The following is a 22,963-nucleotide window of genomic DNA, read 5'->3' on the forward strand; positions in this document are numbered from 1 at the left end:
TCCGAGTCAGGCACGAATTCCACCACCGACCGGCACACGACCGTCTCGGCAGACCATTTCCCGTTCGCGGCCCCGCCCGGCAGGTCCGACGCGTTGCACAGCGCGCCAGCCGCCTCCTTCAGCCCGCAGAGGCCCCTTCCCCGTCACGGCCCCGCAGATCGGCAGCGCGCCCGCCCGGGCTTCCATCGTGGCCCCGCCTGGCACCACGCACGCCGTTGAAATAGGCCTGCACCCAGGGGTGATCGAACGCGAGCATCTCGTCGATCGTGCCCGCCGCCAGAACCCGCTTTTCCGCCAGCACCGCGATCCGGTCGCAGGTGGAATGCAGGCTGTCGAGATCATGGGTCACCATGTAGACCGTAAGACCCAGCGTGTCGCGCAGCTTTGTTGTCAGATCGTCGAAGGCCGCGGCCGCGATCGGATCGAGACCCGAGGTGGGCTCGTCCAGAAAGACGATTTCCGGATCGAGCACCAGTGCCCGCGCGAGGCTTGCGCGCTTGATCATGCCGCCGGAAAGCTCGGCGGGAAATTTCTCCGCGGCGTCGCGCGGCAAACCGACCAGATCGAGCTTGAAAAGCGCCAGTTCGTCCATCAGTCGCTGACTGAGATTGAGATGCTCGCGCATCGGCACCTGGATATTCTGACGCACGTTGAGCGAAGAGAACAGCGCCCCTTGCTGAAACAGCACCCCCCAGTTGCGCTCCACGTGGCTGCGCTCTTCGTCGCTCGCGCTGTCAAGATCGATGCCGAGCACCTCGATCGTTCCCGCGCGCTTGGGCGTGAGGCCCAGGATGGTGCGCATCAACACCGATTTGCCGGTGCCCGACCCGCCGACGAAGCCGAGAATCTCGCCGCGATAGACGTCGAGATCGAGATCCTTGAGGATGATCGCGTCGCCAAAGCCCACCGTCACATTTCGGGCCCGAAGGATGACGTCACGCTCGCCATCCGCGTTTGCCGGCGCGCGGGGCGCCGCGTTCGCATCGACCGGACCTGAAAGTGGGGCGCTTTCGCTCATGACCGCCTCAGATCCCGATGCCGGCGAAGAACATGGCGAAAAGCCCGTCCGTCACGATGACCATGAAGATCGCCTTCACCACCGAAAGCGTGGTGTGAAGACCAAGAGATTCGGACGAACCGCGCACCTTCAACCCTTCCACGCAGGCGACCAGCCCGATGATAAGCGCCATGAACGGCGCCTTGACCAGACCGATCATCAGCGTCTGGAAGTCGATCGCGGCGCGCAGATACTGAAGGAAGTTCTGCGGCTGGATGCCGAGATAGCTCCACGCGACCATGGCGCCGCCGAAAAGCGAGGCTACGTCGGCGAAAAAGGACAGCATCGGCAGCGCGAGCATCAGCGCCAGGATGCGCGGCAGCACCAGAACTTCCCCCACGCGCAGGCCGATGACGTGCAGCGCGTCGATTTCCTCGCGCATCTTCATGGAGCCAAGTTCGGCGGTAAACGCACTGCCGGAACGCCCCGCGACCATGATCGCGGTCAAGAGCACGCCGATCTCGCGCAGCACCAGCACGCCGACCAGATCGACCGAATAGCGGTCGGCCCCGAACTGGCGCAAATAGAAGCCGCCCTGCTGGGTGATGATGGCCCCGATCAGAAAACTCATCAGCATGACGATCGGCACGGCTCCGATACCGACCCGGTCGAACTGATGGGCGATGGAAACGAGCCGGAGCCGGCTGGGGTGGAGGATCGTGTTGGCGATGACCACGCCGAGCGTGCCGAGAATGTGCAGAACGGCGACGGCGTCCTTGCCGACCTCCACCATCTGCCGCCCGGTTGCCTCGACGATCCACAACAGCGAGATACGTCGCCGCCGCGCCGTCCACGGCGGTGGATGGTGGGCCTCGACCTCATCGATCAGCGTGCGGAAGCGCGGCTTCAGGCCGTTGATCTGGACCCGGGCGCCCTTGAACTCGCACCGTCCCCGTAACCGGTGAATGAGCCAGGCCCCGGCCGTATCGAGTTCGCTGACCCCGGTGAGATCGATATCGACAATGGTGGGGCGACCGAGATGCACCGTCTGGACAAGCACTTCCGCCTCGGCGGCGTGAGCCAGCAACCACGGTCCCGACAGCGACAGGAACGCGGTGCTTCCAGCGCGCTCCGATGATATGGCTGGCACCGCGGAGGTCGTCTGACAGGTCATCCGGTTCCGAGAATCCAAAGGGCAAAAGGACCTGCAAAGATTAGCGTGTTTGGCATAACATGTCCGCAGTCAAACATCCGAATCTTCGGTCTTTTCTGAAAGCTATGATCAAAATGACACGCCGCTTGACAGTTTTGCGCGAGGCATGGCCGCTGGCCGAAGCCTTTACGATTTCCCGAGGCACCCGCACCGAGGCGGTTGTCGTCGTCGTCGAGATCGAACAGGACGGCCGCATCGGCCGCGGTGAATGCGTTCCTTATCCGCGCTACGGCGAGACGGTGGAAAATGTCATGGCCGCGATCCGGGGTCTTGAACCCGATCTCGCTCAGGGAATGGATCGCGAGACACTGCGCGCGAAGATGCCGGCGGGCGCGGCCCGAAACGCCATCGACTGCGCGTTGTGGGATCTGGAGGCGAAGCTCTCCGGCATACCGGCCGCCCAGACCGTCGGCCTTGCGCCCCCCACCTCCGTCACAACCGCCTACACGATCAGCCTCGGCACGCCCGAAGCCATGTTCAAGAGCGCGCACAAGGCGCAGTCCCGCCCCCTGCTGAAGGTGAAGCTCGGCGGCGAGGGCGATCTGGAGCGCATTGCGGCCGTGCGCGAGGCCGCTCCGAATTCGGTTCTGATCGTCGATGCCAACGAGGCGTGGAGCGAAGCGGGTCTCGCCGAGTCCGTGACAGCCTGCGCGAAGGCCGGCGTCGCGCTGATCGAGCAGCCCCTGCCCGCCGCAAATGACGAGGCGCTGCGCGGCGGCGATTTTCCCGTACCGATCTGCGCCGACGAAAGCCTGCACGTCGCGGCCGATTTGGAGGGCCTGCGCGGCCGTTACGACGCCGTCAACATCAAGCTCGACAAGACCGGCGGCCTGACGGAAGCGCTGGCGACACTGAAGCTGGCCGAGGATCTCGGCTTCCAGGTGATGATCGGCTGCATGGTCGGCACCTCGCTCGCCATGGCTCCCGCCCTGCTGCTGACCGGCGCCGCCGCCTTTGTCGACCTCGACGCCCCGCTCCTGCTCGCAAAGGACCGCGAACCGGGCCTTGTCTACGAGGGCAGCATCATCCGCGGCTATGATGGCGCGTTGTGGGGCGGCACGGCCTGATCCTCAAGCCACGCGCGATCCACGACCGGCCCCGCGGGCCATTGCCAGCACCAGCAGCAGCACGGAAAACACGCAGGCGATCGCCATCGCCCAGAAGGCATAGGCCGGATCCCTGCCATAAAGCGGCCCGCTGATCAGCGTGCCGACGGCGGTGACAAGCCCGACGAACGTGCCGCCGAGGCCTTGCGCCGTGGCGGCGCGGCTTGCGGGAATGCTGGCGGCGATGAAGGCAACAAGGCCCAGATGGGTCGCGCCGAAGGTGAAGCCGTGCAGCATCTGCATCGTCAGCACCGCCGCCGGCGCCACGAGAAGCGGAAAGAGCGCCCAGCGAACAACTCCCACCACCGCGCCAAGCGCGATCATCGCAAGCGGCGCCATTCGCATGCCAAGCCGGGTGGCGACCAGGAAAAGCGCCACTTCCACCACGACGCCGGTCACCCAGAAAAAGCCGATGGTCGTCCCGCCAATGCCGAGCGCACGCCAGTAGAGCGAGCCGAAGCTGTAATAGGCCGCGTGGCTCCCCTGCACGAGCGCGGCGGCGAAGAGAACCACCAGAAAACGCGGCTCGCGCAGGCCCCGGACCGCAGGAGCGCTCGGCAGGACGGAATCGGGCCGGGTCAGTTCCGGCAACGAGAGCGCCAAAAGACCGCAGCCGATCAATGCGACCGCCATCACCTGCGGAACGAGACCGGACGACATCGCCTCCAACGCCGCGCCGCCCGAAAGCGTCGCGGTCATGAAAGCGACCGATCCCCACAACCTCATCCGTCCGTAATCGCCCTCTCCGGCACGCACCGTATCCATCGCATAGGCGTCACTGAGCGGAATGAGCGCACCGTGAAAGATCGCCATGGCAATCATCACCATGAGGATCTGGGCAAAGCCATCGGCCAGCAGGAAGCCGGCAACCATCACGCCCGAAACAACAGATACTATTGAAATTGCTGACGAACGCCGTCCAAATCTGTCTGCAATCGCGGCGATCACGGGACCGGATACGATGCGGATCGCCAATGGCGTGGCCAGCACAAATCCGATTTCGGCGTCGCTGAGCCCCTTGTCGGACAGAAAGATCGCGAAATAGGGCAAGAAAACCCCCATCGCGAAAAACTGCAAAGCGAAAAGCAAACCGACCCGCCGTTTGAGGGCGAGTGGAACAAGAATTGCGGGGACCATGGCGGCTTTCTAAACTGCCGTTAACGATTAGAATGGATACTGGCGAACACTAGAACCTGAAGCGCGCCACGCATAGAGCGCGCCGTATGCGTCAGGAACTGAAGCCGAGGCGAGAAAGTATGGCCGCAGTCAGCCCCCCTTCCCTCATGCGGGAGGAAGACTACGAAGCAATCGAGAACGCGGTCATGGAGACCTCGCGCGGGCGATGGTTCCTGGCGGAATTCGCCCGCCGCAATCGCACGGCCGACACCGGCGTTCTCCTGGAAGCGATCGGCAAACTCGAAGGCCTGATGCGTCGCGAGCGCAAGATCCCGAAGCTGGATCGCATCCAGCTCGATCTGGCGGACATGCAGGAGGCGATCGCCCGCACCAAGCGTGAGATCAGCCAGATCAAGAGCGAATCCTCCGACGGCGACCGTTTCGCCGAGGCGTCCATCGAACTCGATGCGATCGTCAACCAGACGGAGGGTGCCACCCAGGACATCCTGCACAAGGCCGAACTCATCCAGGAAATGGCCTGGACGCTGCGCGAAAAGGGCGTGGACGAGAAGGTGTGCGACGACATCGACGCCCACACCACGGACATCTTCATGGCCTGCTCGTTCCAGGATCTGACCGGCCAGCGCACGCAGAAGGTCGTGCAGGTTCTGCGTTATCTGGAATCGCGCATCAACGAGATGATGGAGATCTGGGACGTCGAGGCGGGCGAGATGAAGGCCGACCAGGCCCCGCTCAACCCGGACGAAAAGCGCCCCGACGCCCATCTGCTGCACGGCCCGCAGAGCGACGACAAGGCCATCAAGCAGAATACCATCGACGCCCTGATGGGGGGCGAGGCCAATTTCATGGCGGACGACGACATGGGCGACGGCCCTGTCGCACCTGAAGTTGCCGACGACACGAGCGGCATCACCGCGGACAACATGGAGTTTGACGCGATCGACACGTCGTCGGATACGCCCGAGACCGATGCGGACGAAGCGGGAGCCGAAACCGCCGAGGGTGACCACGAGATCGAAGCCGTGGCCGACACCGCAAGCGCCGACGCGGATGACGACGACATGATGTCGGGCGACTTCGACATCAACGACATCTCCTTCGACAAGGTCGAAAGCGACGACGCGGCTCCCGAAGAAGCGGCGGAGCTTGACGCCACAACCGATGACATGGCGGATGATGGGGCCGATGACGAGGCCGATGACGGGGATGCGGCGACGGAGATGGAAGCCGAAGCGGACGCTCAGGAAAGCGAGACCGTGGAGGATCTGATCGGCGCCGAAGACGTGCTTGAAGACATGCTCGATGCCAATACCGACGACGAATTCGCCGCCTTCGGCGCCGGCCTCGAAGACAACTCGGCCGATAGCGAAACGTCCGACGACGAAGGCTCCGCGGACGCGTCTGGCGTGGACGAGACGAAGGACATGGCCGACGCTTCCATGAGCGCCGAGCCCGAGACGGCCGACATCGAAATCGACGGCTTCGAAACCGACGAGGACGAGGAAGACGCCGACCAGGCCTTCATGGATATGGAAGCGACGGCCGACGAGGAAGACGAGGACGAGGAAGCAGATCCTCTTCGTGCCCTGTCGGCGGGCGAACGCCTGGCCTTGTTCAGCTGATCACCCCCGGTTCCGACCGGCGGCGATGCTATCGGCCAGAGGGCCCTTCGCTCAGGCGGATCCGCCTGAGCGAGAATTCCACAACTCCGGCGAGTGAAACCCGGGTCTTTCCGCTCTCCCGCTTGAGCGGGAGCGCATCCGCACGGATCCTGTTGTTCACGGACGTCGAGAAATCCTACCCCAGCGCGCGTGCGAGCATAGCGGTATCGATATTGCCGCCCGACAGAACCACCGCGATCGTGCGTCCCCGCGTCTCCACACGGCCGCAAAGAGCCGCCGCCAGTGCCACCGCGCCCCCCGGCTCCACCACAAGCTTCAGCTCCTGGAATGCGAAGGCGACGGCGTCGAGCGCCTCCTTGTCCGAGACCGTGAGCCCGCGTGCGCCGCGCCTGAGATTGATCGCGAAATTGATCTCGCCGGGCGACGGCGCCATCAACGCATCGCAGACCGAGCCGCCGACGGCCGTGTTGGAGAGCCGTTCTCCCGCCTCCAGAGAGCGCGTGTAGTCGTCGAAGCCTTCCGGCTCGACGGGATGGATCATGGCACGGGGGAGCGTTTCTTCAAGGCCGAGCGCGGTGCCGGCCGTCAGCCCGCCGCCGCTGCAACACACCAGAACGGCCTCTGGCGCGAGCCCCATCGCGGCGGCCTGCTCGGCTATTTCCAGTCCGATCGTCCCCTGCCCCGCGATGACGCCCGGATCGTCATAGGGATGAACGAAGGTCGCCCCCGTGCGCGTCTCGATCTCGCGCGCAATCGCCTCGCGGTCTTCCTTCTCGCGATCATAGCGCACGATGGTCGCCCCGCTGCGCGCGGTGCGCTCCATCTTCAATGCCGGCGCATCGGCCGGCATGACGATGGTTGCCGCCATGCCGAGAAGACGCGCGGCTTCCGCCACGCCCTGCGCATGGTTGCCGGAGGAACAGGCCACCACGCCCCGGCTCCGCTCCCCTTGCGGGATCATGGAAAGCCGGTTGAACGCCCCACGAAACTTGAAGGAGCCGGTCACCTGCAGGCATTCCGGCTTGATCAGGATGCGACCGCCGGTCCTTTCGTTGAGAAAGGGAAATTCGAGCAGCGGCGTGACGATGGCATGACCGCGAATGCGCTCGCGTGCGGCGCGCACGGCAGCAGGATCAGGAGGTGGCAGGGGGCTCATGGGCATGTACTCCGAAAGAGCCGGCACACAACTACCGGCAAAAGCCGGTTAGCAGCCATGAAGCCCCCGGGCAAGCGCCTCGCGAGACCGCAACGTCCGACACGCTCCCGCTATTCGGCCGCCCGGCGCATCGCCACTCCGTTGGCTTCCAGAACATTGTCGAGAAACTGCTGCGCCGCCTTGGCCCAGGTATAGCCGAGCGCCACCTCGCGGCAGCGCGCCCGGTCGACCTCAAGCGCGTCGAGCGCCGCCTTGCGAAGATCGTGATTGAGCGTACCGGCCCCCGTCCCTTCCAGAATGTCCAGCGGCCCGGTGACCGGGAAGGCCGCAACAGGAACCCCGCTGGCCAGCGCCTCAAGCACCACGTTGCCGAACGTGTCGGTAAGGCTTGGAAAGACGAAGACGTCGCCGGCCGCGTAATGGGCGGCAAGATCTTCGCCGAATTTCGGGCCGGTGAAATGTACGTCCGGATAAGCGCGCCTCAGTGCGTCGAGCTGCGGCCCGCCGCCAACCACCACCTTCGATCCCGGCAGGTCGAGCGAGAGGAACGCCTTGATGTTCTTTTCCACCGCTACCCGGCCCACATGCAGGAAGATCGGACGCGGCAAGTCCCGCAGGGCCTCGGGAACGTCCTCGTGCGGACGGAAGAGTTCGTGATCCACCCCGCGCGACCAGCGCGTCAGGTTCTCAAAGCCGCGCGCTCTCAGGTCCTCCTCCAGCGAGCGCGTGGCCACCATGCAGCCCGACCCGGCATTGTGAAAGCCCCTGAGCCAGCGATAGGACCACGACTGCGGCACGGGAAGCCGCGCGGAGAGGTATTCGGGGAAACGGGTGTGATAGCTGGTCGTGTAGTGTCCGCCGTCCTTGAGGATGGCGCGGCGCGCGAGAAGCCCGAGCGGCCCCTCTGTCGCCAGATGAAAGAAATCGGCCCCGCTATCCTTGATACGGCGACGGATGCGCGCGGGCGTGGCCAGCGAGAGCCGGATTTCCGGATAGGTCGGACACGGCAAGGTGGTGAATTCGCCCGGCGTCACGAATTCGACCGCGACCCCGATCCCGGCAAGTTCGCGCTCCGTGATCTCCAGCGTTCTCACCACGCCGTTGACCTGCGGCAGCCACGCATCGGTGACGATCAGGATCTTCGTCATGCAACCGCCTGATGGTGGGCGATCTGCAGCGGCACGCCGGTGCGGCACATGTCCGCCCAGCGGATCAGTTCGAACGTCCCGTCATGGCGCTCGGCGATCGCCGTGCAGCTTTCCACCCAGTCACCGGTATTGATGTAGTGGATGCCGTTGGTTTCCTGGTCCGCCGCGTGGTGGATGTGGCCGCAGATGACCCCCGAGACCCCGCGCCGGCGCGCTTCGTCGGCCAGCGTTTCCTCGAAACGGCCGATGAAGTTGACCGCGTTCTTGACCTTCAGCTTCGCCCAGGCCGACAGCGACCAGTAGGGAAAGCCCAGCTTGCGGCGAATACCGTTGACGACGGTATTGACGTTGAGCGCGGTGACATAGGCCCAGTCGCCGAAATAGGCGAGCCATCTGGCGTGCCGCACCACCACATCGAACTGGTCGCCGTGAATGACGAGGTATTTCTCCCCGCCGGCTGTTTCGTGCAGGCAGCTGTCCATGACCTCGACGCCGCCGAAATGGGTGCCGACATATTCTCGCAGGAATTCGTCGTGATTGCCGGGCACATAGACGACGCGGGCCCCTTTGCGCGCCTTGCGCAACAGTTTCTGGACGACGTCGTTGTGTTCCTGCGGCCAGTGCCAGTTCTTGCGAAGGCGCCAGCCATCGACAATGTCACCGACCAGGTAAACCGTCTCGGCATCATGCAGGCGCAGGAAGTCGAGCAACATTCCTGCCTGACAACCGCGTGTTCCCAGATGGATGTCGGACAGAAACAAGGCCCGGTAATGTCGCGGTTCCGTTGGGGCGTTCATGTTCCGCTCTCCATTGCGAAAGTAACGCCCTTATTCTTGATTCACGTCTCACTATTGTGACAGCCGGCCATTCCCTGACTTTTAGGTCTTGCCGTCCGGCTCATCGCATGCCCTGCTTGCGGGAGAGACAAAGGGGCGCCGCGCGGGTTCGCATTCGACGACGAACACGCCGCTGCGGTCCTTCGCATCTGAATTGACTGGCAATATCGGGAAAACGTGACATGGATCTGGGAATTTCCGGGCGTAAGGCGATCGTCTGCGCATCGAACAGGGGATTGGGGCGAGGCTGTGCCGAGGCGCTGGCCGAGGCCGGCTGCGAAATCGTCATCAACGGCCTCGATCAAGACCGGCTGAGGGAAACGGCGAAGGCCATCTCGGGCGCGACCGGGGCCATGGTCATCCCCGTTACGGGCGATGTCTCCGACGCGGGCGTGCAGCGCGCGCTTCTCGCCGCCTGCCCCGAGCCGGACATCCTCGTCAACAACAACGGCGGCCCGCCGCGCAAGGACTTCCGCGAACTCGACCGCGCAGCCATGGCCGAGGGCGTCGTGCAGAACATGATCACGCCGATCGAACTGATCCAGGCGGTGATCGACGGCATGGCGGCCCGCGGCTTCGGGCGCATCGTCAATATCACGTCGATGTCGGTCCGCATGCCGATCGAGGGACTGGATCTGTCGAGCGGCGCACGCGCGGGGCTGACCGCCTTCCTCGCAGGCGTCTGCCGTCAGGTTGCGGGAAGCGGCGTGACGATCAACAACCTGCTGCCCGGCAAGATGGATACCGACAGGCTGAGGGGCGGGTTCGAACGTGCCGTGAGCCAGAGCGGTCAGTCAATGGACACGGTGCGCGCCGCCCAGGCTGCGGAAGTCCCGGCCGGGCGCTTCGGAACTGCGGAGGAATTCGGCCAGACCTGCGCCTTCCTGTGTTCCGTCCACGCGGGCTACATCACCGGCCAGAACATCCTGCTCGATGGTGGCCTCTATCCGGCGGCCTTCTAGAGGTCATCGAAGCGCGGGGGCTCCTGGCTTGCCACTTCCTCGGTCGTCACCCTCGCGAAGGCGGAGTGGAAAACCGAGGACCTGGCGAGCGCGGAGTGCAAAGGCCCGTACTCCGCGAAGGATAAAACGTCTCCCTCGGTCAGGTCTTGCCGGTCCAGAACGTCTTGCCCGGTCAGAACGCCTTGCCCCGTCAGAACGCCTTGAACGTGAGAATTGTCTTGGTGTCCTGGATATGGGGAATCGAGTGAACCTTCTGGTTCACGAACTGGCCGATATCCGTGCCGTTCTCCACGTAGAACTTGACCAGCAGATCGTAGTCGCCGGCGGTGGAATAGATTTCCGAGGCGATCTCGGCATCGGCGAGTTCGTTCGCGACCTCGTAGGACTTGCCGAGCTCGCACTTGATGAGAACGAAGAAGGGAATCATGGACGTCTCCGAATGAGCGGATAGCGAATTCGCCCCAATCAAACGGATTGCACTGCCTGGGGCAAGCTTGCCGTGCGAGGAGGGCGAACATCTATCGTCGCCCTTGTCATGGCCTGCTGTTCCTACTAGGTGTTAATTCATCCAATGGGGGTGCCCGACAAGGGCTGAGAGGCTTTACGCCAACCCCTCGAACCTGAACCGGATCATGCCGGCGGAGGGAATTGGAATGAAAAGAACGATCAGCACAGCCCGTACAGGGCACCACTTCAAATCATCACACGACCCGAAGTCCTGCCTGGTCCAGGCCATGCCGGCACGCGTGCCGGCCTTGGCAGCAATGGCGACAGGCACGAAGGCGATGGGGACGCGGGCATGAGCTCTTCCGATTGCCTTCCCTCCGATCACCTGCCGCTGTCGGCACGGATTTCCTCCGTGTTGAAGCGCCTGCGGCTTGCCGGGCCGCGCATCCACTGCCTGACCGGCGCGCTCGCTCAGGAGCGCACGGCCGACCTTCTGATGGCGATCGGGGCCGTGCCCACCATGGGCGGCGCGCCGGAGGAAGTCCGTGATTTCGCGGCCAGCGCGGACGCGCTTCTCATCGATCTCGGCGCCATGGAAGCGATGACGGCGAAGACCGTCGGCCGGGCCATCGACGGCGCGGACGTCGCCGATATCCCGTGGGTCCTTGCCCCCGTCGCGATCGATCGCGCCTCGGCGCGCCGCGAACTGGCGGCCCGGCTCCTGAAGCGGCGCCCACGCATCCTGCGCACCAACGTCCCCGAACTTCTGACACTCGTGCCGCCGAGCGACTCGATTGCGGGATTCGCGAAGGCGCGGCACACGACGGTCATCCTGAGCGGGGTCATCGATACGGTCAGCGACGGCGCCCGGCAGTATGCCCTTTCAAACGGTCACGAGATGATGGGCCGCACCCCGGCCATGGGGCGCGCCGTGACGGCGATCGTCACCGCCGCCCTGGCGGTGGAGCCAAATGCGCTCGTTGCGGCCGCCGCCGGTGTTTCCATCGTCAATGTCGCCGGCGAAATCGCCGCGGAACGCGCCTCCGGGCTGGGCAGCTTCGTGAGCACGCTCATCGACGTGCTGCACGACCTCGATGTTGACGATCTCCGCCAGCGGCTCGACATCACGCGGGAAGATATCGATGCGGCGGAACTCATCGCCGAGGACGTGAAATGACAACAGGGAGCGAACGCAAGACATGACGGCAATCGCGGTAACGATAGCCGGATCGGATTCCGGCGGAGGGGCGGGAACGCAGGCCGACCTCAAGACCTTTTCGGCCCTGGGCGTCTATGGCGCGAGTGTCATCGCGGCATTGACCGCTCAGAACACGCGCGGTGTTTCCGGCATCCACGACGTGCCACCCGACTTCGTCACCGCGCAGATCGACGCCGTCTATTCCGATCTCGACGTGAATGCCACCAAGATCGGCATGCTGTCGCGCATCGACACCATGGAGGCGGTGGCCGCGGGACTTGAGCGCTGGGCTGTGAAGAAGGTCGTGCTCGATCCCGTCATGGTGGCGGCGTCCGGCGATCCGCTGATCATCGACGATGCTGTCGATTTCCTGGTGAAGCGGCTGTTTCCGATCGTCGACATGATCACCCCGAACCTGCACGAGGCCGCCCGTGTGCTCGACAGCCAGGTCGCGCAGAGCCGCGCGGACATGCGCGATCAGGCAAAGCGGCTGAAGGCGCTGGGGCCGGCGGCGGTGCTCCTGAAGGGCGGCCACGGCACCACCGGCGAGAGCGCCGACCTGCTGCTTGATGAGACCGGCGAACACTGGTTCGACGCGGTACGGATCGCAACCGACAACACCCACGGCACCGGTTGCACGCTCTCTTCGGCGATCGCCGCGGGCCTCGCGCGCGGGCTGTCGCTCACTGAGTCAGTCCGCCTCGGCAAGGATTATGTCACGGCCGCGATCGCGGCGGCCGACACCCTGCGCATCGGCCACGGACACGGGCCGGTGCATCATTTCCACGCATTCTGGAAGGAAACGACATGAGCGCGAAAGCGATCAGCCGCCGGCGGGCCCTGACACTCGGCGGGGCGGGAAGCGTTGCCGCGGCTGCGGGGCTTGCGACACCGGCCCTGGCGCAATCAGCGATCATCTGGAAGATGGTCACATCCTGGCCCAAAGACCTGCCCGGCCCGGGGGCATCCGCGCGTCGTATCGCGGAAGCGATCTCGAAACTGAGCGACGGCCGGCTCAAGGTGGAACTGTTTGCCGCCGGCGAACTGGTGCCTGCGCTGGAGGTTTTCGACGCGGTTGCCGGCGGCACTGCCCAGATCGGCCATTCTGCCTCGTTCTTCTGGCAGGGCAAGATGGCGGCAGCCCCCTTCTTCACCGCCGTCCCCTTCGGCTTCACCCCGCTTGAACACATGTGCTGGATCGAGCGCGGCGGCGGACAGCAGGTCTGGGACGCGCTTTATGAGCCCTTCGGCGTGTTGCCCCTCATGGGCGGCAACACAGGCTTCCAGATGGGGGGCTGGTACAAGCGCGAAATCAACGGTCTTGAGGATATCAAGGGCCTGAAGATCCGCATGCCGGGGCTCGGCGGCGAGGTGATGCGCCGGCTGGGCGCGACGCCGGTTTCCCTGCCGCCTTCGGAAATCCTCACCGGGCTCCAGTCCGGCGTCATCGACGCGGCGGAATTTCTCGGCCCCTCCTCCGATCTCGCCATGGGCTTTCATCAGGCGACGAAGCTCTATTACGGCCCCGGCTGGCACGAACCGAACGGCACCGGCGAGGCGCTGCTGAACGCCTCAGCCTTCAATGCGCTGCCGGAAGATCTCAAGGGCATCGTCATCCACGCCATCCGCGCGGAGAATGCGCTCGGTCTTGCGGAGGGTGAATGGATGAACGCCGTTCAGCTCGGCACGCTCACCGACAAGTTAGGCGTCAAGCTGATGCAGTTCCCCGACGACGTGCTGGAAGCCGCCCGCCGGACATCCGACGAGGTGCTGGCCGGTTTCGCCGACAAGGGGGGCGCGGATGCGGAGGTCTACCGCAGCTTCGCGAAGGCGCGCGAAACGATGACACCGTGGAGCCGCGCCAACGAGGTGACGTTCCTCAACGCGCGGGTGTAGACCTCAACGCCCGGGTGGAGCGGACAGCAGGAGCCCCGCCGATCTTGAAGCTCGCCCCCGGAGACTGACGCGCGAGCTCCATTCATCGGGACGCGGAGTTGCGGGCGCCCCTCGCGGTGACGTTATACGTATTGCGAGACTTGCTTTTATTTCAATACGATAACGTCCTCCCGAGGAGGCCCGACCAGCTATCTCGACGAATGTGACGCCCGTTCGATGGCGGCTATTCCGCCACCACTTTCTGGCGCTGCTCGCCGAGGCCTTCGATGCCGAGGCGCATCTCGTCGCCCGCTTTCAGGAAGACCTGCGGCTTCTTTCCCATGCCGACGCCCGGGGGCGTGCCGGTGACGACGACATCCCCCGGCTCCAGCACCATCATGGTCGAAAGAAACGACAGACACTGCGCGACCGAAAAGATCATGGTCGCCGTATTGCCTGTCTGCATGCGGGTTCCGTTGAGATCCAGGAACATGTCGAGCGCCTGCGGATCGGCGATCTCGTCTGCCGTCACCAGCCACGGACCAAGCGGGCCGAAAGTCGGGGCGCTCTTGCCCTTGATCCACTGGCCCGTTCCCTCGATCTGCCATTTGCGCTCGGAGACATCGTTGGCGACGGCATAGCCGGAGACATGCGCGAGCGCATCGGCTTGCGATACCTGCCACATGCGCTTGCCGATGACGACGGCAAGCTCCACCTCCCAGTCCGCCTTCTGCGATCCTTTCGGCAGCACGACGTCGTCATCGGGGCCCGACAGACAGCTCGGCGCCTTGGAGAAGATGATCGGCTCGGCCGGAATGGGCATGCCCGCCTCCGCAGCGTGATCGGCATAGTTGAGGCCGATCGCCAGGAAGTGTCCGACGCGCGCCAGCGGTGCGCCCAGCCGCGTGCCGGCGGCGACGGCGGGCAAGCTCTCGGGGTCGATGTCACGAAGCCGAGAGATCGCCTCCAGGCTCACGGTCTCGGCGGCGAAATCGGCCGCGTGTGCGGAAAGATCACGAACGGTGCCGTTGGGCTCGATGAGCCCCGGCTTCTCGGCGCCCGCGGGCCCGAAACGGACAAGCTTCATGAACGATCTCCCATTTTTGGTGTCGCAGAGGAAGGACCGCACGATCTCGGTCACCCGGGCGCACCGGATTCAAGCGCCGAGCCGTCGGCCAGGATCGCACTTCTGGCACGATTCGCCGCATTGTCGCCCATGACGCCCATTCTGACGCAACCGGCCCCCCTCCTCCCAGGGCAGCGAAACCGCCACAAATGTGTCGCATTTGAGCAACATTGGACAAAAATGAGCAATCAAGTGATGTCCGTCATTGTGCCATATTTAACTGCACAAAAAATATGCATACGCAATGAGCGACGCCCCGGGCACCCACTTTTGATAGTGTCTGGCCCTATTTGACGCACCGTTTCCTGACGTGAACGGAAGCGCTTTGCAAAAAAGCCGGTTCATTGTTCTTTTCCCCGGCCCCCGCATTGCCCGGTTTGATGCCCCGCACCCGGTTGTCAGTACTTGTGCGGTGTCGCTACCATCCTCTCAAACAACGGTATTCGGATAGCGAATATCGGGCTGCCGAAGCAGTAGTCGGGGAACGGATGACGCTCATGTTAAAGAAAAAGCACTTATTTCTCACGGTTTCGATGGTGGCGCTCGCCGGTGGTGCGAGCCAGGCGATTGCCGGCGGCTTCGCGCTGCGCGAGCAGAGCGCCTACTACCAGGGCACATCGTTCGCGGGCAACGCGGTTGGCGGAGACTCGATCTCCTCGATGTTCTGGAACCCGGCGACCCTGACCAACACCATCGGCATGATCTCGGAATCGCATCACACGCTGATCGTGCCGAATTCGGAAATCACTCCGGACTCAAGCGTTGCGACGGCAGCTTTCGGGCCCAGCGGCGATCTTGCCAACGATGCGTGGATCCCGTCCTCCTACACCGGCTACCAGATCGACGAGAACTGGTATCTCGGCCTGTCCATCAACACGCCCTTCGGACTTTCGACGAAATCCGGACCGAACTGGTCCGGCCAGGTCTATGCCCGGACCTCGGAAGTGTTTTCCGTCAACGTCACACCGACCATCGCCTACAAGTTCAATGACATGATCTCGGTCGGCCTGGGCATGCAGTTCCAGTATTTCGACGTGCGACTGACGAGCGCCACCAATGCGCTCCCCGGAGCACCGACCGCGGGGCTGACGGGCGACGACATCGGCTACGGCTTCACCGCCGGCATCACACTGACGCCGATGAAGGGGACCGAGATCGGTCTCGGCTATCGTTCGGCCGTCTTCCATGATCTGGACGGCAACTTCAGCACACCGGTCGCCATCGGGGCGCTGCCCGCCGGCACCTACGACATCTCCGCGAAGATGGCGACGCCGGACATGGTCACCCTCTCCGCCAAGCAGCGCATCACCGACAGTTTCCGCGTCATGGGCACGATCGAGTGGACCAACTGGAGCCGCCTGAAGGAGCCGGCAGTCCTTCTCGACAGCGGCACGCAGTTGCGCACGCTTCCGTTCAACTATGACGACAGCTGGTTCTTCTCTGTTGGAGGCGAGTATGACTGGAACGATAAACTGACGCTTCGCGCCGGTGTCGCCTACGAACTGTCGCCGATCGACGAGAACATCCGCTCGCTACGCCTGCCCGACAGCGACCGCGTCTGGCTCTCCACCGGCCTCAGCTACAAGCCGATGGAAAACCTGTCGCTCGATCTCGGCTACACCTACATCTTTTCCGCCGAAGACGCCCGCGTGAACATCGGCCCCTCGCATCAGGACTATGCCGGCCTGACCTATACGGGCGATGTCGATGCCTCGGTGAACATCGTCTCGGCGGCCGTGCGCTACACCTGGTAGGCACACCGGCGGAACCGGCCTTTCGGCTTGCATTGCGCCCGGGACATCGTGTCCCGGGCGTTTTCGTGTCACCCGGTAATACCGGGACAACCGAGCCGCCTCGCCATTTTCCGGACCGGGCCGCGCCCGACAACCGGGCTCAGGTCCTTACACCTTGCCCGGTGTCGATGCCCGACGTGCCCGGGTGCGGTCGATGCCAAGACGATGCTCACGGTAAAGCACGAACAGCCCCGCCGCGATGACCACGACAGCACCGATGACGACCATCGGCCCGGGCACCTCGTCGAACATCACCCAGCCGAGTGCGGTCGCCCAGATGATCGTGGTGTAGTCGAAGGGCGCGATGGTCGAGGCATCGGCGAAACGGTAGCTCGTCGTCATCAGGATCTGCCCGAGCCCGCCGAGGATCCCGATAACGGCCAGCAGCATCAGCTGCCACGCATCGGGCATCACCCAGAATTGGCTCGGCCACAACAGACCGAGCGGGATCGTCGCCAGCGCCAGGATCGAGGATGAGCCGGAAAACCAGACGACAATCGTCGCCGACCGCTCGGAGGTGATCAGCTTGCGCACGATGATCGCCGCCCCCGCCATGAAAAGGGTCGCGGTGAGTGCAAGGCTCGCACCGACGGCGGTGCCATGATCGATATGGCTGTTGCCGAGGTTCGGCGACAGGATGATGATCACGCCGACAAAGCCCACGCCGACCGCACTCCAGCGATAGACGCCAACGACTTCGCTCAGCACGAAGACCGCCAGAACGACGGTCAGGAGCGGCGCCGCATAGCCGATGGCAGTGGCGTCGGGCAGTGGAATGAAAGCAAGCGCGGCGAAATTGAGCCCCATAGCCGACACGCCGACGATGGCCCGCAGAAAGTGCCCGAGCGGCCGCTGCGTCTTGAGCGCCACCGGCAGATGCCCTTGATAGGCCATCATCACGATCACCGGGACCATTCCGACAAAATTGCGCGCAAAGACGATTTCGCCGGTGGGGATCACATCGATGACCAGCTTGATCAGCGCCGACATAATGGTGAAGACGATGGTGGAGAGAATTTTGAGAACGATGCCGACCATCGGCCGACGTTGTGTTTCGTAGACTGGCGTCGGAGACGCTCCGGAAGACATGAAGGACTGCTGCTTTCAGGCCACGGGGCCGTGGCGGTCGGAGAAGCGGCGCCGATAAGGCGTCAGGTAGGAGAACCGCCCTTCCCGCAGGGGGCGGCGGCCCCGGTTATGGAGCCTCCTGCCCCAGGCTCTTGTACCTGATGGCAGGAAGCCGGCATCCGCACAAGTCGCGCGCGGCATTCGCGCGGCGACCTGACGACGCAAGAACAGCGCGCAGGCGCCGCCTCAGGATCGTGCGGCCCGGATCGCATCCCAGACCCGCAGCGGCGTCGCCGGCATGTCGATATGCCCGACGCCCGCCCCGCGCCGCAACGCGTCGGCGACGGCATTCATGACCGCGCCGCACCCGCCGATGGTTCCCGCCTCGCCCGCGCCCTTGATCCCCAGCGCGTTCGTCGTGGACGGTACGTTCCGCGTCTGGAAATCGAAGGCCGGCACATCACCGGCACGCGGCAGCGCGTAGTCGAGCAGCGACGCGCTCACCAACTGCCCCTCGCCGTCATAAACGGTGTCTTCCATCAGCGCCTGACCGATCGCCTGAGCAACTCCGCCATGAATCTGGCCGGCGAGCAACAGCGGGTTCACGGTGACACCGAAATCATCAACAATCGTGTAACGTACGATCTCGGTCGTCCCCGTTTCCGGATCGATTTCCACCTCGCAGATGTGAGTGCCGTTTGGGTAGGTCGCCTCCGACTGCTTGATGCGCGCCTGCGACATCAATCCTTCCGGATCCGACGTGCTCGCCGCGATCTGGGCAAGGCTAACCGCCTTGTCTGTCCCCACGACCCGGACCATGCCGTCGGCAAGTTCCAGATCGCCGGCGCCCGCCTCCAGTTGGTCGGCGGCGATCGCCTTGATCTTTTCGACGAGCGTGCGCGAGGCGGTGTCGACGGAGGGAAGCCCGATGGGAATGGAACGCGACCCGCCGGTTCCGCCCCCTGTGGCGATGCGGTCGCTGTCGCCCTGCACCACGTCAATCCCGTCCAGATCGAGCCCGAGAATCTCGGCCGCAACCTGGCTGTAGGCGGTGGCATGACCCTGACCGTTGGTCTGCGTGCCGATGAGAAGGGTCACCCGGCCGCTCGTCTCCAGCTTCATGTTGACCTCTTCGGAGCCGGCGAAGGCGCAGGCCTCGATATAGGTCGACATGCCGATGCCACGATATTTGCCGCGCCCGCGTGCCTCTTCCGCGCGCGCGTCGAAGTCCGCCCAGCCGGCCTCCTCCATCGCCTTGTCCATGTGGGCGGAGAATTCGCCCGTGTCGTACATGCGGCCGGTGGCGGTGGTGTAGGGGAGCTTTTCGGATGCGATGAAGTTGAGGCGGCGGATCTCCGGCGTGGCGAGCCCCATCTCGATCGCGGCCTTGTCGACCAGCCGGTCGATCAGATAGGCCGCCTCCGGTCGCCCGGCACCGCGATAGGCATCGACCGGCACCGTGTGGGTGAAGACGCCGCGCACCCGCACATGCAGCGCGTCGATATCATAGAGCCCCGTCGACATGGTCGTCCCGACATAGGGAATGTAGGGGCCGAACTGATGCAGGTAGGCCCCCATGTTCGCAACGACGTCGATCTTCAGGCCAAGGAACCGGCCATCGGCGTCCATCGCCAGTTCCGCATGGGTGACGTTGTCACGTCCCTGCGCGCAGGCAACGAAGTGCTCCATGCGCTCGCTGATCCACTTGACCGGCCGGCCGAGCCTCTCCGCAGCCACCAGGCAGAGCGGATATTCGCGATAGACGAACATCTTGGTGCCGAACCCGCCGCCCACATCCGGCGTCATGACATGCAGCCGGGCCGGATCGATCTTCAGGATGTCGCCGGCGACGATATCGCGTACGCCGTGAACGCCCTGGGTGCCGACGGTCAGCGTGTAACGATCGGTCTCGCTGTCGTATTCGCCGATGCAGCCGCGGGTCTCCATGTAGTTGGAGACCAGACGGTTGTTGACGATGTCGATGGACGTGACATGCGCGGCCCGGGCGAAGGCTTCCTCCGTCTTCGCCTTGTCGCCGTGGCCGAGTTCGAAGGCCTGGTTGGTGCCGGTGTCGGGCCACACCAGCGGCGCACCGGGATCCAGCGCCTTGCCCGTTTCCACCACCACTTCGAGCGGATCGTAATCGACCTCGATCAGCTCGGCCGCCGACTTCGCCGCATCGACGCTGTCGGCGACAACGAAGGCGATCGCGTCGCCGACGAAGCGCACCGTGTCGGAGCACAGCACCTCGCGCGGCGGCACGGCATGCTGCGAGCCATCGACCTGCGGCATGACCGCCTTGGTCGGCATCAACCCGAGATCGGCCACATCGGCCGCGGTCAGAACCAGTGATACACCGGGCGCGCTGCGCGCGTCATCGAGCCCCGACAAGGTGAAGCGGGCATGAGGCATGGCCGAGCGCAGCATGTAGCCGTGAAGGGAGCCCTCGGGCGTGCTGTCATCGACATAGTGGCCGTGACCGGTGATGAGGCTGGGATCTTCCTTCCGGCGCACCGCGGCGCCGATGCCGAATTTCACGTTGACCGGCTGGTTCATGCAAAAAGTGCCTTTCGGTTCGCTGTCGCCGTGGAAAAGGGTGGCCTGGCGAGAACAGGATAGTGAGAAGACAGGACAAGGATAGGGCGCCCCCTGAGCTTCGCCAGACCCCGCAAACATCCCCTCCCACCAGAATCATATGGTCACCTCCGCAACGTTATTTGAAAACCGGAGAGCCAGAGAGCGGGACGGAATTGCGGCAAGAACAGATAACCCTTGCGGGGGATTCCATTATGGGGGAGGTTTTGAATGGAGTATACAATCGCATGCAAGAATCTCCCCCAAAGCCCATCCCCGATCCGGTAAACGCGCATACCGAGGCGCTCGGGACCATTGAAAATCCTCCGGGTATGGCGCGGCGCGGACGCCTTCGCTGGCTCGCTTGGTGGGAGACGCTGCCGGGCAATGCCCGCGGCGCCCTGTGGATCCTCGCCGCGGCCTTCTTCTTCACGATCATGACGACGCTGATCAAGCTCGCCGGGGAGCGCATCAACGTCACGGAAATCCTGCTGGTGCGCCAGATCGTGATGACCATCATCGTCGCGCCGACGATCATCAGCTCCTTCCCCTCCTCGCTGCGTACCGCGCGCCCGGAACTCCACCTGATGCGCATCGTGCTCGCCTCCGGCGCGATGCTTTTCGGGTTTACCGCCGTCATCAACCTGCCGCTGGCTGACGCCACCGCGATTTCCTTCGCCAAGAGCTTCTTCGTGACGATCTTCGCGATCGTGATCTTGAAGGAGACGGTCGGCCTGCACCGCTGGGGCGCGGTCATCGTCGGCTTCCTGGGGGTCGTCGTGATGCTGAACCCGACCGGCGAAGGCTCGATGAATGTTTACGGATTGATGGCAGTGGCGGGGGCCGCCTGCGCCGGGATGGTGATGATCCTGATCCGTCAGATGTCGCGTACCGACAGACCCGTGACGATCCTCACCTACCAGGCCTTCGGCGTCGGCCTGATCATGATTGTGCCGACCTGGATCTACTGGGTGACGCCAACATGGAAGGAAGCCGCGATCCTCGTCGCCATCGGCGTCGTCGCGTGGTTTGCCCAGATGTGCAACATCCAGGCCTTCCGCGCCGGCGAGGCCACGGCAATCGCCTCGCTTGATTACACCAGGCTGCTTTATGCGACGATCTTCGGGGTGATGATCTTCGGGCAATGGCCGGGGGCCAGCACGTTCGTCGGCGCTGCCATCATCATCACCGCCTCGCTCTACACCGTCCACCGCGAGGCCCGGCGCAACAAGCGGCTCGTACGCGACGCGGACGGACGCGGATACAACAACTAAAACGCTTACCTTCTCGAACACAGCCCGCGACGACGGGAAACTCCAGCCCCCACTCTTCTAACTTTCTCCGGTTTATTTTTCGAATATAATGGTTTCTCCTTAATGAACCTAACGTTGGTTTTAAATGTATAGCTTCAAAAATCGTGTTTTTGTCGTGTGGGGCGGGAACAAAGACCTCGCCGAGAAAGTATCAAAGAGACTAATGGATAAAGTTACGGAAGCCACGGTAGGCGGCGACCTCACGGATTTGGATTCTAATTACTACATCGGGCCTCGAATTGTCGCGCAGATGAGCGAAGCAAGCGAGTGCATAATATTAGTGAAGGCTGATTTCGATGAGAAAATAGAAAGGTATCGTTTTCGTGAAAATCTGATGTTCGAGTGGGGATTTCTGCTTAGCAGACTAAAAAAAGGTAAATTGTTCGTATTCCTAACTAACTGCGAGAGAACCGCCCTACCCTCTGACTTGCAAGGGGCTTTTACTTTTGTCGTACCACGGGATGCAGAAACATTGGCATCGCAAGCCTCATGGATAGTCAAAAAATACAAAGAGTCAAAAGTAAAAGAGAATTTTCTCGCTTTCGATTTATTTGCAAATTGGCCGCGATGGAGAGTATTTTTTGAGCGACAAGTGAACGGGTCGGACGCCCCTCAGCCGGACCTATTTGGCCCAGCTTTGGTCAGCGCTTTCCCGCCCGCGCTTTACGCTGAAGACTTGGAATTCTACGGCGACCTCCTGAATAAAATTGACCGACTGGAAAACGGGCAAAATCAATACGTGACGATGGCAATTTCGATGTATGAGTACACGAAATTCGCACGATCAAAGAAAGACAGTGATTTTAATTCCGGAGACTTCACAAATATAAAGAGAAAATTTTCATTTATATCCGGAGATAACGATAGCTTTCTAGCATCTGTCGCTCAACAGTTCATGGGCCTTTGCCTACGACATGAGGCCATTCTTGCAAATAGAGAATTAGATTATCAAAACAGTTGTAGATTACTAGATTATTCGATGCAACATTTTTTGAAAGCTAATAATTACTTTGAGACATCAAACATTGATGAGAGAACAAAATTCGTATGGCTATCTTATATTAGTGCGAACATATCGAACTGCTTCGAGCTTATGGGGCAAATTGATCAATCTATGATATATATGGAGAAGTCCCTTCAATTTCGACAGAACGTATTATCAAATTTGCGAGAAGAACAATCCCCTTTCATATATCAATCAATTTTGGCGGAGTATTATATAAACTGTCTGAGATACAGTTTAATTTCCAATAAAAAACATGAAGAATACAATGACATTGTATCTCATATTAAGAGGAAAGAGAAAATACCAGGAGGCTATGTCTGGACGATGTTGTTAATAACATTCCAGAGAACGGAAGAATTCTTTAAAGACAATCTAGCGTGACTATA

The 22,963-nt window shown here is 62.7% G+C and carries 19 protein-coding genes and 1 riboswitch; of the genes, 9 read left to right on the top strand and 10 right to left on the bottom strand.

Annotated features, from left to right (window positions below; genetic code table 11):
• Positions 1–118: 118 nt before the first annotated feature.
• A complete protein-coding gene (locus tag C8N35_RS18680) occupies positions 119–1,018 on the bottom strand; it encodes an ABC transporter ATP-binding protein (RefSeq protein WP_107991252.1) in 900 nt (299 codons plus the stop codon).
• A 7-nt stretch (positions 1,019–1,025) separates the two neighbouring features.
• Positions 1,026–2,171: an ABC transporter permease gene (locus tag C8N35_RS18685; RefSeq protein WP_107991253.1), complete on the bottom strand. Its 1,146-nt coding sequence runs from the start codon at positions 2,169–2,171 to the stop codon at positions 1,026–1,028.
• Positions 2,172–2,284: 113 nt separating this feature from the next.
• Between C8N35_RS18685 and dgcA the strand changes: the two genes are divergently transcribed.
• Positions 2,285–3,277 (top strand): N-acetyl-D-Glu racemase DgcA, encoded by a 993-nt coding sequence (gene dgcA, locus C8N35_RS18690; protein WP_107991390.1) that lies wholly within the window; start codon positions 2,285–2,287, stop codon positions 3,275–3,277.
• A 3-nt stretch (positions 3,278–3,280) separates the two neighbouring features.
• Here the strand turns inward: dgcA and C8N35_RS18695 are convergent, their stop codons facing one another.
• Positions 3,281–4,453 carry an MFS transporter gene (locus C8N35_RS18695; protein WP_107991254.1) on the bottom strand — a complete coding sequence of 391 codons (1,173 nt, stop codon included), beginning with the start codon at positions 4,451–4,453 and terminating at the stop codon, positions 3,281–3,283.
• A gap of 119 nt (positions 4,454–4,572) precedes the next feature.
• Between C8N35_RS18695 and C8N35_RS18700 the strand changes: the two genes are divergently transcribed.
• Positions 4,573–6,075 carry a protein phosphatase CheZ gene (locus C8N35_RS18700; protein WP_210203600.1) on the top strand — a complete coding sequence of 501 codons (1,503 nt, stop codon included), beginning with the start codon at positions 4,573–4,575 and terminating at the stop codon, positions 6,073–6,075.
• Between the two features lie 175 nt (positions 6,076–6,250).
• Here C8N35_RS18700 and C8N35_RS18705 read toward each other — a convergent pair whose 3' ends face one another.
• From C8N35_RS18705 to C8N35_RS18715, 3 genes are all read right to left on the bottom strand, one after another.
• Positions 6,251–7,231, bottom strand: coding sequence for a threonine ammonia-lyase (locus C8N35_RS18705; RefSeq protein WP_170122168.1), 981 nt, complete (start codon positions 7,229–7,231; stop codon positions 6,251–6,253).
• Positions 7,232–7,341: 110 nt separating this feature from the next.
• Complete coding sequence (locus C8N35_RS18710; protein WP_107991257.1) at positions 7,342–8,379, bottom strand: glycosyltransferase family 4 protein; 1,038 nt, start codon at positions 8,377–8,379, stop codon at positions 7,342–7,344.
• On the bottom strand, positions 8,376–9,176 hold the full coding sequence (locus C8N35_RS18715) for a UDP-2,3-diacylglucosamine diphosphatase (RefSeq protein WP_107991258.1): 801 nt from the start codon (positions 9,174–9,176) through the stop codon (positions 8,376–8,378). Before C8N35_RS18715 ends, C8N35_RS18710 begins: the two co-directional genes overlap by 4 nt.
• A 221-nt stretch (positions 9,177–9,397) precedes the next feature.
• On the opposite strand from C8N35_RS18715, the gene C8N35_RS18720 reads away from it, so the two are divergent.
• Positions 9,398–10,177 carry an SDR family oxidoreductase gene (locus C8N35_RS18720; protein ID WP_107991259.1) on the top strand — a complete coding sequence of 260 codons (780 nt, stop codon included), beginning with the start codon at positions 9,398–9,400 and terminating at the stop codon, positions 10,175–10,177.
• Between the two features lie 190 nt (positions 10,178–10,367).
• On the opposite strand, the gene C8N35_RS18725 is transcribed toward C8N35_RS18720, so the two are convergent.
• Positions 10,368–10,604 (bottom strand): Lrp/AsnC ligand binding domain-containing protein, encoded by a 237-nt coding sequence (locus C8N35_RS18725; protein WP_107991260.1) that lies wholly within the window; start codon positions 10,602–10,604, stop codon positions 10,368–10,370.
• 136 nt (positions 10,605–10,740) lie between these two features.
• Positions 10,741–10,841: riboswitch (TPP riboswitch) on the top strand.
• A 135-nt stretch (positions 10,842–10,976) separates the two neighbouring features.
• Between C8N35_RS18725 and C8N35_RS18730 the strand changes: the two genes are divergently transcribed.
• The 3 genes from C8N35_RS18730 to C8N35_RS18740 are packed head-to-tail and all read left to right on the top strand — an operon-like array spanning position 10,977 to position 13,718.
• Complete coding sequence (locus C8N35_RS18730; protein WP_107991261.1) at positions 10,977–11,801, top strand: hydroxyethylthiazole kinase; 825 nt, start codon at positions 10,977–10,979, stop codon at positions 11,799–11,801.
• 22 nt (positions 11,802–11,823) lie between these two features.
• Positions 11,824–12,633, top strand: a complete 810-nt coding sequence (thiD, locus tag C8N35_RS18735; protein ID WP_107991262.1) for a bifunctional hydroxymethylpyrimidine kinase/phosphomethylpyrimidine kinase — start codon at positions 11,824–11,826, stop codon at positions 12,631–12,633.
• The gene (locus C8N35_RS18740; protein WP_107991263.1) at positions 12,630–13,718 is read left to right on the top strand and encodes a TRAP transporter substrate-binding protein; all 1,089 of its coding nucleotides are present in this window, start codon (positions 12,630–12,632) and stop codon (positions 13,716–13,718) included. Before thiD ends, C8N35_RS18740 begins: the two co-directional genes overlap by 4 nt.
• A 223-nt stretch (positions 13,719–13,941) precedes the next feature.
• Here the strand turns inward: C8N35_RS18740 and C8N35_RS18745 are convergent, their stop codons facing one another.
• Positions 13,942–14,784: a fumarylacetoacetate hydrolase family protein gene (locus C8N35_RS18745; protein WP_107991264.1), complete on the bottom strand. Its 843-nt coding sequence runs from the start codon at positions 14,782–14,784 to the stop codon at positions 13,942–13,944.
• A gap of 536 nt (positions 14,785–15,320) precedes the next feature.
• On the opposite strand from C8N35_RS18745, the gene C8N35_RS18750 reads away from it, so the two are divergent.
• Positions 15,321–16,577: an OmpP1/FadL family transporter gene (locus C8N35_RS18750; RefSeq protein WP_210203601.1), complete on the top strand. Its 1,257-nt coding sequence runs from the start codon at positions 15,321–15,323 to the stop codon at positions 16,575–16,577.
• A 147-nt stretch (positions 16,578–16,724) separates the two neighbouring features.
• Here C8N35_RS18750 and C8N35_RS18755 read toward each other — a convergent pair whose 3' ends face one another.
• On the bottom strand, positions 16,725–17,705 hold the full coding sequence (locus C8N35_RS18755; protein WP_245926859.1) for a DMT family transporter: 981 nt from the start codon (positions 17,703–17,705) through the stop codon (positions 16,725–16,727).
• A gap of 225 nt (positions 17,706–17,930) precedes the next feature.
• Entirely contained in the window at positions 17,931–20,240 is a 2,310-nt protein-coding gene (locus tag C8N35_RS18760; RefSeq protein ID WP_107991266.1) for a xanthine dehydrogenase family protein molybdopterin-binding subunit, read from the bottom strand.
• 266 nt (positions 20,241–20,506) lie between these two features.
• Here C8N35_RS18760 and C8N35_RS18765 point away from each other — a divergent pair, with 266 nt between their 5' ends.
• Together C8N35_RS18765 and C8N35_RS18770 are read left to right on the top strand one after the other, a co-directional pair.
• The gene (locus C8N35_RS18765) at positions 20,507–21,532 is read left to right on the top strand and encodes a DMT family transporter (protein WP_210203602.1); all 1,026 of its coding nucleotides are present in this window, start codon (positions 20,507–20,509) and stop codon (positions 21,530–21,532) included.
• A gap of 124 nt (positions 21,533–21,656) precedes the next feature.
• Positions 21,657–22,958, top strand: a complete 1,302-nt coding sequence (locus C8N35_RS18770) for a TIR domain-containing protein (protein ID WP_107991268.1) — start codon at positions 21,657–21,659, stop codon at positions 22,956–22,958.
• The last annotated feature ends 5 nt before the right edge of the window (positions 22,959–22,963 follow it).

It is taken from the genome of Breoghania corrubedonensis (assembly GCF_003053845.1).
GTDB classification, from domain to species: Bacteria; Pseudomonadota; Alphaproteobacteria; order Rhizobiales; family Stappiaceae; genus Breoghania; species Breoghania corrubedonensis.

Bases quoted from the DNA above. Each gene is read 5' to 3' on its own strand.
- dgcA (WP_107991390.1), top strand. From the start codon at position 2,285: ATGACACGCCGCTTGACAGTTTTGCGCGAGGCATGGCCGCTGGCCGAA.
- C8N35_RS18745 (WP_107991264.1), bottom strand. From the start codon at position 14,784: ATGAAGCTTGTCCGTTTCGGGCCCGCGGGCGCCGAGAAGCCGGGGCTC.
- C8N35_RS18685 (WP_107991253.1), bottom strand. From the start codon at position 2,171: ATGACCTGTCAGACGACCTCCGCGGTGCCAGCCATATCATCGGAGCGC.
- C8N35_RS18710 (WP_107991257.1), bottom strand. From the start codon at position 8,379: ATGACGAAGATCCTGATCGTCACCGATGCGTGGCTGCCGCAGGTCAAC.
- C8N35_RS18700 (WP_210203600.1), top strand. From the start codon at position 4,573: ATGGCCGCAGTCAGCCCCCCTTCCCTCATGCGGGAGGAAGACTACGAA.
- C8N35_RS18740 (WP_107991263.1), top strand. From the start codon at position 12,630: ATGAGCGCGAAAGCGATCAGCCGCCGGCGGGCCCTGACACTCGGCGGG.
- C8N35_RS18715 (WP_107991258.1), bottom strand. From the start codon at position 9,176: ATGAACGCCCCAACGGAACCGCGACATTACCGGGCCTTGTTTCTGTCC.
- thiD (WP_107991262.1), top strand. From the start codon at position 11,824: ATGACGGCAATCGCGGTAACGATAGCCGGATCGGATTCCGGCGGAGGG.
- C8N35_RS18680 (WP_107991252.1), bottom strand. From the start codon at position 1,018: ATGAGCGAAAGCGCCCCACTTTCAGGTCCGGTCGATGCGAACGCGGCG.
- C8N35_RS18720 (WP_107991259.1), top strand. From the start codon at position 9,398: ATGGATCTGGGAATTTCCGGGCGTAAGGCGATCGTCTGCGCATCGAAC.
- C8N35_RS18770 (WP_107991268.1), top strand. From the start codon at position 21,657: ATGTATAGCTTCAAAAATCGTGTTTTTGTCGTGTGGGGCGGGAACAAA.
- C8N35_RS18695 (WP_107991254.1), bottom strand. From the start codon at position 4,453: ATGGTCCCCGCAATTCTTGTTCCACTCGCCCTCAAACGGCGGGTCGGT.
- C8N35_RS18765 (WP_210203602.1), top strand. From the start codon at position 20,507: ATGCAAGAATCTCCCCCAAAGCCCATCCCCGATCCGGTAAACGCGCAT.
- C8N35_RS18755 (WP_245926859.1), bottom strand. From the start codon at position 17,705: ATGTCTTCCGGAGCGTCTCCGACGCCAGTCTACGAAACACAACGTCGG.
- C8N35_RS18760 (WP_107991266.1), bottom strand. From the start codon at position 20,240: ATGAACCAGCCGGTCAACGTGAAATTCGGCATCGGCGCCGCGGTGCGC.
- C8N35_RS18725 (WP_107991260.1), bottom strand. From the start codon at position 10,604: ATGATTCCCTTCTTCGTTCTCATCAAGTGCGAGCTCGGCAAGTCCTAC.
- C8N35_RS18705 (WP_170122168.1), bottom strand. From the start codon at position 7,231: ATGAGCCCCCTGCCACCTCCTGATCCTGCTGCCGTGCGCGCCGCACGC.
- C8N35_RS18730 (WP_107991261.1), top strand. From the start codon at position 10,977: ATGAGCTCTTCCGATTGCCTTCCCTCCGATCACCTGCCGCTGTCGGCA.
- C8N35_RS18750 (WP_210203601.1), top strand. From the start codon at position 15,321: ATGTTAAAGAAAAAGCACTTATTTCTCACGGTTTCGATGGTGGCGCTC.